The organism is Arthrobacter sp. FW306-2-2C-D06B, assembly GCF_021789175.1.
GTDB lineage: Bacteria > Actinomycetota > Actinomycetes > Actinomycetales > Micrococcaceae > Arthrobacter.
This window is the reverse complement of sequence record NZ_CP084560.1, coordinates 1,349,138-1,359,445: the sequence shown is the minus strand read 5'-3', so window position 1 is coordinate 1,359,445 and position 10,308 is coordinate 1,349,138. Positions and strand designations below refer to the sequence as shown.

The following is a 10,308-nucleotide window of genomic DNA, read 5'->3' as shown; positions in this document are numbered from 1 at the left end:
AACAAGGACACCACCCTTGGAAGCTGCCAGTGCGACGGCGATGTCTTCAACGGCGGCCCTAGGTCCAATCGGCGGCCAGGCCGTCGAAATTGCCGATTTGCCTCCGGTTCCATCAGGCGAGGACGGAGCCGAAGATGCGTCGAATGCCTGGTACCGGGACCCGCTCCCGGACTGAACGGCACGGACCGTAGATGCACTGCCTGCTGTCAACATGAGCGAGACCCCCAGTGATCGAGTGGTGACACCCCCCAATTAACCAGCTAGCCGTCAGGCCCACACCAGTAGTGAGTACTCGACTTTCATACTGCCGGATACTCGTATGCGGGTGTGAGTACCTTTTCCCCGGGTGGCGGGTACTCGTCACTGGCAGTGGCGTCCGTTCGAAATCGAGAGTGCACTACTAATCCCTGCGGTCATTCCCGGCTTCAGCTTGTACTCGACGCTCCCTGCGCGACGGCGGCGGCCCCTGCAAGTTCGTCCCTGCCGGTGATCCCCAATTTCGAATAACAGCGGTACAGATGACCTTCGACGGTCCGGACTGAGATAAGCAACGTGTCCGCAATCTGCCGGTCGCTGAGGCCCTGAACCGCCAGATTGACAATGTCCCATTCCCTCTTGGTCAGCTTCGGAACTACCGACTCGTTCTGTGTCTCCTCGCTGCCCTGGCCCAGTTCTTCGTTGCAACGCGCCAGCCCCGCACGCGCAGCGGCACTGAGCTCTTTGGTGCGGCCGCGATCCGGTTCTGCCAACGCCAAACCATAAGCCTTCGCGGCCAAATGGTAGACGGTGGCCGCCTGTAGCTTCTCCCCTGCGGATAAATACCGGGCAGCCCCACCGAACTTAAGTGCCCGCCCATATTCGGCGAGCGCTTGCGCCCACTCGCCCTCCGTCGCAGCCGCGGTTTCACAAAACCGGTCCAGCCGGCTGAGATCGCCCAGGCCAAGCGCAAGCTCCAGGGCATGAAGTTCAAGGTACGTGGCGTTTTCCTTCGCCGCGTTGTCAGCGTTGCGGTGCAACCCTTCCACGCCGGAACCGTCGGCGTTGAGGAGTTCAAGCGCGGCGTCGAAAAAACTGTTTGCCTGTGCCGCGAGAAGGTGGGTGCTGTGTTGTCCCCAATCCTTGTAGTCCGCCCGGAACCGTTCGGCCTCAGTCAGCCCGGCGCTGGCTGCGGCGTAGAAAGCCATGGCGGCACACAGTCCGAAGAGATTCTGCGGATCGCTGTCCCTCAAGGCTTCGAGTCCCGCAGTCAACAACGGCAACGCGTCGCCGGCCTTTCCCTGCCTGATGGCAACGTACCCGGCCACCACGTAGGCCGCGCCGCCGAAGGTCGCCATCGAGACACCCGACGATTCGTAGTACTTGTCGAGGAGCGTTTGTGCCTCGGCCCAGTCACCTACAGCCAGTGCGCAAATAACGAGGCGGGCAGAAATGAATTCGGGGATGAAGAAGACATCGTTCTCCTGGGGCTGCGCCAAGCCGGCAGCCTCGAGAACCAACTGCCTTGCCTGCCGCCCGCGACCGAGGGCGCACAGCATTTCTGCCTTCAGGGCCAGCGCCAGGGCCCTGAATAGGGGGGCCAAAGAGCCTTCCACGGTTCCCGCCTGAAGGAGCACGTACTCCAGTTCGGGGCCCATTCTCTCGTAGTCGCCGTCCACGGAGCCGGCAAGCAGCCCGATCACGGTGACAGCGAGCTTCACCGAGGCTTTCGCGTCCGGCGTCCGCTGGCCCTCGATGCCTGGCTGCTGTTCGCCCCATTCGCGGAGGACATCGGCTTCTGCCCGTATCACGGACGCGGACTGCCCGACGGCGGCAAGCGTGACCGCGCGAAGAACGCTGCTGGATACGACGTGGGAGGGTCCGGCTGCGCCATCCACTGTTTCTTGGGCCAAGGCTGCCGCAGCCTCGTCCCGGCGGCCGAGATTGAAGTACGAGCGGGCGATAACCGCTTTTGCAACCGATTGCCATTGCGCCTCCCGTACCGCGGCCGCCATGCGCAGTGCCGTCTCGCTCTGCAGTAACCTCGCCGAAAGCACCGCGGCCCGGATCAAAAGACGATCCGGTACGTCCGCTCCGCAGTCCAGTGACCACGTCACCATCCGCAACAAGGAATCCGGGTTGTCCTCCAAAACATCCATCCGGGAGATCAACTGCCGATGCAGTTGGAGGCTCTGCGCGGCCGGAACGATGCTTCTGAGCACCTCTCCGTACACCGGATTGACGAGTCTAAGGTTTGGCAACCCATTGCCCCCGGGCTTGATTAGATGCTGGTCCAGGAGCTCTTGGACGGCCGCTTCTCCGGCCACAACGTTAATCAACGTCTCGTCCACCGGTTCTGCCAATGCGATCAAGCTCAACGCTTCCCTGCCCGCCGGGGAAATGCGCATCAGCTGAAGTTTGACGACAGCTTCCAGCTTTACCGTGTGGACCGGTGTCGCGGCTGTCTTGAGCCAAACGCCGTGCCTCTGGACGAGGGTACCCGAGCTCTCGGCTTCCCGGACAAGGGTCTTCAAAAGAAGGGTGTTGCCGCCCGCCTCGGTCCAGAACCCATGGCTCGTGCTGTTCAGGACGATTCCCCCCAGCAATGCCTCGCACAGTTCGTGGCCTTGCTCGGCGGTCAAAGGCTCCAGGTCAAACCACTCGGCAGTCCCCTCGTGCCACAAGCGCAAGAGCGGCCCTGGAACTCCTGGCCGTGGAATGCAGGCGGCCACGATCTTGGCCCATCCTGCCTGGACAAGCTCGGTCAGCATCGCGCAGGTGGCATCGTCAACGTAGTGCGCGTCATCGACGAGCAGCAAAGCTGGTCCGGTACCTACGCGGATGCCCTCAAGGTGATCCCAGAGTGAGCGAAGTACGGCGACCCGGGAGGATATGTCGTCAAGCGAAAGATGGGCAAGAAAAGGAGCCAGTACCCCGTACGGGACGGCGGCCAGTGACGGACTTCCGTGAATCGGGACTACCGCAAGTTCCCCGCCAAAGGCGGTTCCCAGTTGGGCCAGGAGAGATGACGCGCCGAGACCGGAATCGCCCACGATGAAGACGGCCGAACAATCATCCGCACGGATGGCAGCTGTAATTCCAGGAAGCAAGTGCCCATAGTCGAGCCACGGTTCCGGCGGCCTTGTACCGCGTTCTCCGACAGGACCATGCACCGCCGCAGCGTTGTCATGACTGCGCGGTTCCTTCAAGCTCGCTCCTCGATGAGATTCCCATTTTCGTGAAGATTTGGTAGAGGTGGCCTTCGACTGTGCGTACGGAAACTTGCAACTGGTTGGCTACCTCTTTGTTACTCAACCCTTGACTGGCCATCTTTGCAACCTGACGCTCCCTTTCCGTCAGTTCGGGTCCGAAAGTGTGTGGTGTCAGGGGTAGTACCGGCACGGTCCCGACCAAGCGGTCCAGCCGCTGTTGGGCCAGTCTTGCGGACGCTGAATCGCCGGCTTCCCGGGCGATGTCCAAGGCCAGGACGGCACAGCGGGACTCTACCGCATCCAATTTCAGTTCCTGGGCAACCGAAGCAGCAAGAAGCAGCGTCTTCGGGTCCTTCTTGCGGGTTCCCTCCGCCACCATCCGGTTCACTGCGGCCATCTTGCCCTGGCGGCGGGATGAAACCTGCTCCAGGAGCAGCAGCTCTTCCTCCGTGCCGTGGACGGTGGCGCCGAAGAGGCTGATTGATGCCGTGGTGATCCGTCCCTTCGCCAAATCCCGGTTGGCCGACTCGATGAGACTTTGCTTCGCCCCGGGATCCTTCAGCCAGCGTCTTGCCATCTTGACGCAGAATTCGGCCATCCAGGCCGGGAACCAGGCTGTTTCCCCTTGTCCTTTTTCCGCCAATTCGAGAAAAGTCCGGGATTCCTTCACGTCTCCGGCCTGGGCGTACGCAAAAGCGAGCGCGGAGTAGGCCAATACTGGTCCGTAGTAGTTGCGCCTGATCTCCAACTGCGCCTGGGCCCCCAGCAGGGTGTCGATCGCGACTGAAGCCCGTCCGGCGTAGGTGTAGGAAACGCCCAGGGCAAGTTCTGCGGCACCGCCAAGGTAGTGGATGTTCTTCGGTTGCTGATCGAGGGTCGCCGTCAGCATCCGGGCAAGTTCTTCCCACTGTCCGCTGCACAGGAGTGCGGCAAACAAGCCTTCGGACAACCAGTTATGCAAGCGCGGCCGGGCCTTTGCGCGCTGAATCTTGTGCCTCAGCTCGCGCGCCAGCTCGATCGCCTCCATTTCCCTGCCTAGCACCGCCCAGGCCATGGTCAGCAGGCTCCCGCAGCTCAGCCTTTGTTGCAGATCAACGCCATCCCGGTACTCCTGCTCCAAGGCTTCGGCAACTTCGGCATACTCGCCCTGATGGACGTGGAGCTCGAAACTCGCGAGCCTGAGCATCCCGCGCGCCCGTTCGATTTCAGTGACATCCGCTCCGGCTTCCTGCGATCGGCGGGAAAGATCCTCCCCCGCCTCAGCGATGAGACCCGGGATCTGGAGGTGACCGCCTGGAATCCACAGCAGCGCACTGCAGAGCTCCTGCACATAGTCCGCATAGTCATACGCCGGGAGGCGCCGAAGCTGCTCGGGCGCCACATCCTTCAATGCGGCCACCGCAGCCTCGTGCTCGGCCAGAATGACATGGGAAACGCAGCGTTGCTGGGCGGCAGCCACCCACTCCTTGTCCTCGCGTCCGATCTGCCGGGCGCATTCCAAGGCGAACCAAGGATCGAATTGCCTGTTCGCTGCCGTCGCAGCAGCGAGGGCCACCCCGGGTTCAAGGGTTTCGCGGACGTTCAGCGTCGAAGAGGCAAAGCCCAGGAGCGCCTCGGCATCCAGGTCCCGGGTAATGCTGCCGATCACCCCGGCGGCGAGCCGCCGCAGTTCATTCCTCCGGGGCAGGTCCATCCACCCCCGAATGACCTCCCCCATGTACTCGTCGCGCAGCGCCACCCGGCGGGCCCCTGACGCTTCGATGCGAAGGTAACCGGACCACTCCATCTCCGCAACCACTTCAGGTTCCAGGACGTCCAACAACACAGCGAGTGGGGCCGTTCGGATGAGGGCAAGTAGCTCGAGCGCTTCCCGGACCGCAGGACTCTCCCTGGCCAGGCGCGAGCGGACCAGATCGGTCAGGACTTCGGCGGATGAAAGGTGGATTTCGCCCTTCATCGCCCAAACCTGCCCGGCCAGGTGCAGGTTGCCTGAGCGGAGCTGTTCAGTGACGATGGCTTGGAGCACCAGGGGATTTCCACCGCTGGAGGCGTGCAAAGCACTTGCAGCCGTAGCGGTCACCCGTTTCCCAAGGACGCCGCTGAGCAATTTGGCAACTTCCGCGCGAGAAAAAACCTGAAGTTCAACCTCGTCCAGGAGGCCGTCTTTCAACAGCCTGACCAGGTCTTCCGGCATGTCCGTGGCTTGGCGGACAGTGACGAGGACTTTTGCTGTCCCACTGATTAACAAGTGCACGAGAAGTGCAGTGCTCATGGTGTCCAAAGCCGGAAGTTCCGAAAGGACCAACAGCACTTCGCGTCCCGCGGCGTCCGAACTTATCAAATGCGAGATGCCGTGGATAATCGCGCCAGGGGAATCTGCGGCATCGATTGGCAGCCTCGCGAGCAGATGGGCAAGGGCCCCGAACGGAGTGGCGACGTCCGTGGAGCCGTGCAGGTGCAGTACGTGGGTCTTTGGAGCGAGGCGGGCCTCTACCGAACGGGCAAAAGTCGCTTTGCCCACGCCCGGCGCGCCAACCACCACCACTCCATACAACGACGGATCGCCGAGCGCTTCAATAACCGTGTTCTGAAGATCCTGCCGGACCAATGACGACCATTTTCGACGCTCCGCAGCGCCTAGTGCTTGCCGCTCCGTTGCGGGTCGCTCTGTTTCAGATTCCGGTGTTGCTCGCAATTTAGATCACGCTACCTTCGCAGCTCTGGCGGACGTGACGTTCAGCGGGTCGTTTGCTTTTGTATTTCCTCTTCACCCCCAGCAGTGATTTGCAAAGTATCATAGCGATCGGCGCGAATCAATTAGTCATCCGACGAACCATCAGAGTACTTGTTAACCATTGAAGTGAGTGCGCCCGGGGCCTCCGCCGCTAGGCCTTGACGGGGTGGAACTTCTGCTGGGCAGCAAGCAATCCTTCAGTCATCAATACCTCAACAGCATCCGCTGCTTCATCCAGGAGGAACGGCAGTTCTTTCCTCTCGGAGGCTGCAAAATCCCTGAGGACATAATCCGCAGTGTCCATCCTCCCGGGTGGCCTGCCGACCCCCACGCGAACCCGCAAGTAGTCCTTTGTAGCCAAAGCCTTGGAAATATCACGCAGGCCGTTGTGCCCGCCTTCCCCACCGCCGATCTTCAATTTAACCGTATTGAAGGGAATATCAATTTCGTCGTGGACAGCAATAACGTGATCCGGAGCGATGTCGAAGAACCTGGCGAGGCCGGAAACGGGTCCTCCGGAAACATTCATATAGCTCATCGGTTTCGCAAGAACTACGCGGGGCCCCCCGATTCCTAACCTGCCCTCGACCACCTGGGCCCGGGCCTTGTGGGCTTTGAAGCTCCCGCCCATCCGCGAGGCAAGTTCGTCCAGGACCATTTGGCCGACGTTGTGGCGGTTGTGACTGTATTCGGCGCCGGGATTGCCAAGGCCTACGATCAGCCAAGTGTCTGTCATGGAGTCATCCTAGGGAATCAAGAGGGTGGAATGAAAAAGAAGTGGCCGGGCCCCTCAGGGACCCGGCCACTCACAAAGGCTAATGCCTGGATTAGTCCGAAAGACTACTCAGCAGCAGGAGTTGCCTCTTCCTCGGCTTCCGAGGTGGCCTCCGAGATGTTGATGATGAGGGTCTCGGGATCGGTAAGCAGTTCCGAGCCGCTCGGCAGGACGATGTCCGAAGCGTGGACGTGCTCGCCGGCCTTGCGGCCTTCGATGCTGATTTCGACGAAGGTCGGCAGGTGCGTGGCCTCGGCTTCGAGGGAAACCGTCGTGGCTTCCTGGTTTGCGACTGCGCCAATGGCAGCTTCGCCGATAACGTGGACGGCCACGTCAACGGTGACCTTCTCGCCCTTGCGGACGGTCAGGAGGTCGATGTGCTCGATGATCTGCTTGATCGGGTCGCGCTGGATGTCCTTCACGAGGGCCAGGTGCTCTTCGCCGTTGACGTCGAGGGCCAGCAGGGCGTTGGAAACGCGGACGGCCAGGGTGGTGGCGCGGCCCGGGAGGTTGATGTGGATGGGCTCAGCGCCGTGGCCGTAGATGACGGCCGGGATCTGGCCGGCTGCGCGGGCGCGGCGGGCGAAACCCTTGCCGAATTCGGTGCGCAGTTCTGCTGCGAGCTTCTGCTCAGACATGTGTACTCCTTGATTACTGTGGCGCCGGCGAAGTGCCGGCAAGTCGATCAGCAAGGGCGGAGGTCTGTGGTGACCTTCCACGCCCGGCAGAATGCCAGCCGCTGACAGCAGCTTCAGTCCGCCTTCGTTGAAGGAGATTCAGACCCAGTCGATAACGGAGACCCGCAATCCGGTTTTAACCCGGATGTGCTCTCCCTCGCCAAGGTATCCCCAAGAGTTTAGCAGCCGCGTCCCGCCAAAGGGAAAACGGCGCATGCCCCCCCAGCCCAACTCACTCGCAGTTGTTGTCGTTATGAGGCCCGAAAACGACAACAACTGCCAGTCAGTTGGGTGGGGACCAGATGTTCTGGTGGGACTGCCCAGCTGGTGGGGATTAGGCGTTGCCGTCGAAGAGGCTGGTGACGGAACCGTCGTCGAACACTTCGCGGATCGCGCGCGCAATCAAAGGTGCGATCGACAGCACGGTGAGTTGCGGGAAGCGCTTGTCGGCCGGAATCGGCAAGGTGTTGGTGACGACCACCTCGCGGGCACCGGAATCGGCCAGGCGTTGTGCCGCCGGCTCGGAGAACACGGCGTGGGTGCACGCGATGATGACGTCCTTTGCCCCGGCGTTCTTGAGGACCTGGACAGCACCGGAGATCGTTCCACCGGTGTCGATCATGTCGTCGATCAGGACGCAGGTGCGGCCTTCGATCTGCCCGACGACGGTCTTCGAGACAGCCTGGTTCGGGACCGTGAGGTCGCGGCTCTTGTGGACGAACGCCAACGGCGCGCCGCCCAGGCGCTCGGCCCACTGTTCCGCGACTCGGACACGGCCGGTGTCCGGCGAGACGACAGTGATGTTGTCTGCTTCGACCCTGGTGCGGATGTAGTCGGCAAGCAGCGGGATGGCCATGAGGTGATCCACGGGGCCGTCAAAGAACCCCTGGATCTGGGACGTGTGCAGGTCCACGGACATGATGCGGTCCGCGCCGGCAGTCTTGTAGAGGTCTGCCACCAAACGGGCGGAGATCGGCTCGCGGCCGCGGCCCTTCTTGTCCTGCCGGGCGTACGGGTAGAACGGCGATACAACCGTGATCCGCTTCGCCGAGGCGCGCTTCAGGGAATCGATCATGATCAACTGCTCCATGAGCCAGTTGTTGAGCGGGGCCGGGTGCGCCTGGATGACGAACGCGTCCGTGCCACGGACGCTCTCCGCTGAGCGCACATAGATCTCTCCGTTCGCGAAGTCGTAGGCGTCGATAGGCAGGAGTTCGGTTTCCAACTCCTTGGCGATTTCCTGCGCCAGCTCGGGGTGCGCCCGTCCGGCGGCGAGAACTAGTTTCTTCTCGCCGTGTGCGGTAATTTCGCTCATGCCTGTGTGCCCTCTTCTGTGGTTGCCGGAGTACTTGAGGAATCGGGGGTGGCAGTGGAGCCATGCGCGGCTTGCGCAGCCTGCGCCAGCTGGGCCGAGTTGCTGCCCTGCCGGTTGGCGATGACCCAGCCTTCTGCATTGCGCTGGGGAGCGACACTCAAGGTGAGGGCTCCGGCGGGAACGTCTTTGCGGATGATTGCACCGGCACCGCTGTACGCGCCGTCACCAATTGTTACCGGGGCAACGAAGACGGTGTTGGAACCGGTCCGTACGCCGGAGCCGATCACCGTGCGGTGCTTCTTCTCGCCGTCGTAGTTGGCCGTGATATTGCCGCACCCGATGTTGGTGTCCTCGCCGATCTCGGCGTCGCCCGCATATCCGAGGTGGGACAGCTTCGAACCGCGGCCGATCGTCACGTTCTTCGTTTCGTAGAAAGCGCCGATCTTGCCGGTCTCCCCGAGGACAGTGCCGGGGCGCAGGTAGGTGAACGGGCCCACGGTTGCCCTGGCGCCAATGGCGGATCCCGAACCGTGGGTGCGGGTCACCTTGGCGCCTTCGCCCACCGAAACGTCGGTGAGGGTCGTGTCGGGCCCGACGACGGCGTCGCGCGCCACGGTTGTGGTCCCGTGGAGCTGTGTGTTGGGCAGGAGGCGGACGTCCTCGTCCAAGGTGACGGTGGAATCGATCCACGTGGTGGCCGGGTCAACCACCGTGACGCCGGCACGCATCCAGGCCTCGATGATGCGGCGGTTGTGCTCGGCACCGAGCGCGGCGAGCTGGATACGGTCGTTGGCGCCCTCGACCTGCCAGCGGTCGGCGGTGACGACGGCGGAAACCCGGCCTCCGGCGTCGCGCGCCAATTCGAGAACGTCAGTGAGGTACTTTTCTTGCTGGATGTTCTCAGTGGTCACTTTGCGCAGCTGCTCGCGAAGCACTTTCGCGTCAAAAGCGTAGATGCCGGAGTTGACCTCGCGGATGGAGCGCTCGGCGTCGCTGGCATCTTTGTGTTCGCGGATGCCCAGCACGGTGCCGTCCTCGGCACGAAGGATGCGGCCATAGCCATTGGCGTCGTCGAGAACCGCAGTCAGGACCGTCACCGCGTTGCCCTCGGATTCATGCGTGGCGACAAGCTCGGACAGAAGGGAACCGGTCAGCAAAGGCACATCGCCATACGTGACCACTACCGTGCCAGTGAGTTCGGCCTTCGCGTCCAAGGCGTCAAGGGCTACTTCGACGGCGCGTCCGGTTCCAGGAACATCGTCCTGGTCCACGATGACGGCGTCGGGATCGATCAGTCCAATGTGCGCCGCGACGAGGTCGCGTTCGTGGCGGACCACCAAGGCCAGCTGCTGGGGATCGATGGATCGCGCCGCGAGGATGGCGTGCGCCACCATCGAGCGTCCGCCGATCTCGTGAAGGATTTTGGGAGTCCGCGACTTCATCCGCGTACCGGCTCCGGCAGCTAGGACAATTACAGCGGCGGGGCCAGTAGTATCGGGGCTCACGAAGTCGCTCTCCTTGCTCGGTTACGTCCGGGCGAACCCGGCTGCGGCATCTGCTCTATCCTACTCTTGCCGATTCACGGCCTTCCGCGCAGCCAGAGGACAGCTTCGGGAGAG

The 10,308-nt window shown here is 62.4% G+C and carries 7 protein-coding genes; 1 reads left to right on the top strand and 6 read right to left on the bottom strand.

Annotation, left to right across the window (positions count from 1 at the left end; translation table 11 throughout):
* The first annotated feature begins 16 nt into the window (after window positions 1-16).
* On the top strand, window positions 17-175 hold the full coding sequence (locus tag LFT47_RS06455; protein ID WP_236816341.1) for a hypothetical protein: 159 nt from the start codon (window positions 17-19) through the stop codon (window positions 173-175).
* Between the two features lie 250 nt (window positions 176-425).
* On the opposite strand, the gene LFT47_RS06450 is transcribed toward LFT47_RS06455, so the two are convergent.
* From LFT47_RS06450 to glmU, 6 genes are all read right to left on the bottom strand, one after another.
* The gene (locus tag LFT47_RS06450; RefSeq protein ID WP_236816340.1) at window positions 426-3,185 is read right to left on the bottom strand and encodes a LuxR C-terminal-related transcriptional regulator; all 2,760 of its coding nucleotides are present in this window, start codon (window positions 3,183-3,185) and stop codon (window positions 426-428) included.
* Window positions 3,163-5,796, bottom strand: coding sequence for a helix-turn-helix transcriptional regulator (locus LFT47_RS06445; protein WP_236816338.1), 2,634 nt, complete (start codon window positions 5,794-5,796; stop codon window positions 3,163-3,165). Before LFT47_RS06445 ends, LFT47_RS06450 begins: the two co-directional genes overlap by 23 nt.
* 277 nt (window positions 5,797-6,073) lie before the next feature.
* Window positions 6,074-6,658: an aminoacyl-tRNA hydrolase gene (gene pth / locus LFT47_RS06440; protein ID WP_236816337.1), complete on the bottom strand. Its 585-nt coding sequence runs from the start codon at window positions 6,656-6,658 to the stop codon at window positions 6,074-6,076.
* A 104-nt stretch (window positions 6,659-6,762) separates the two neighbouring features.
* A complete protein-coding gene (locus LFT47_RS06435; protein WP_236816336.1) occupies window positions 6,763-7,335 on the bottom strand; it encodes a 50S ribosomal protein L25/general stress protein Ctc in 573 nt (190 codons plus the stop codon).
* Between the two features lie 373 nt (window positions 7,336-7,708).
* Window positions 7,709-8,689: a ribose-phosphate diphosphokinase gene (locus LFT47_RS06430; protein WP_028266439.1), complete on the bottom strand. Its 981-nt coding sequence runs from the start codon at window positions 8,687-8,689 to the stop codon at window positions 7,709-7,711.
* Window positions 8,686-10,194, bottom strand: coding sequence for a bifunctional UDP-N-acetylglucosamine diphosphorylase/glucosamine-1-phosphate N-acetyltransferase GlmU (glmU, locus tag LFT47_RS06425; protein ID WP_236816335.1), 1,509 nt, complete (start codon window positions 10,192-10,194; stop codon window positions 8,686-8,688). Before glmU ends, LFT47_RS06430 begins: the two co-directional genes overlap by 4 nt.
* Between the last annotated feature and the right edge of the window lie 114 nt (window positions 10,195-10,308).

Bases quoted from the DNA above. Each gene is read 5' to 3' on its own strand.
- pth (WP_236816337.1), bottom strand. From the start codon at position 6,658: ATGACAGACACTTGGCTGATCGTAGGCCTTGGCAATCCCGGCGCCGAA.
- LFT47_RS06435 (WP_236816336.1), bottom strand. From the start codon at position 7,335: ATGTCTGAGCAGAAGCTCGCAGCAGAACTGCGCACCGAATTCGGCAAG.
- LFT47_RS06430 (WP_028266439.1), bottom strand. From the start codon at position 8,689: ATGAGCGAAATTACCGCACACGGCGAGAAGAAACTAGTTCTCGCCGCC.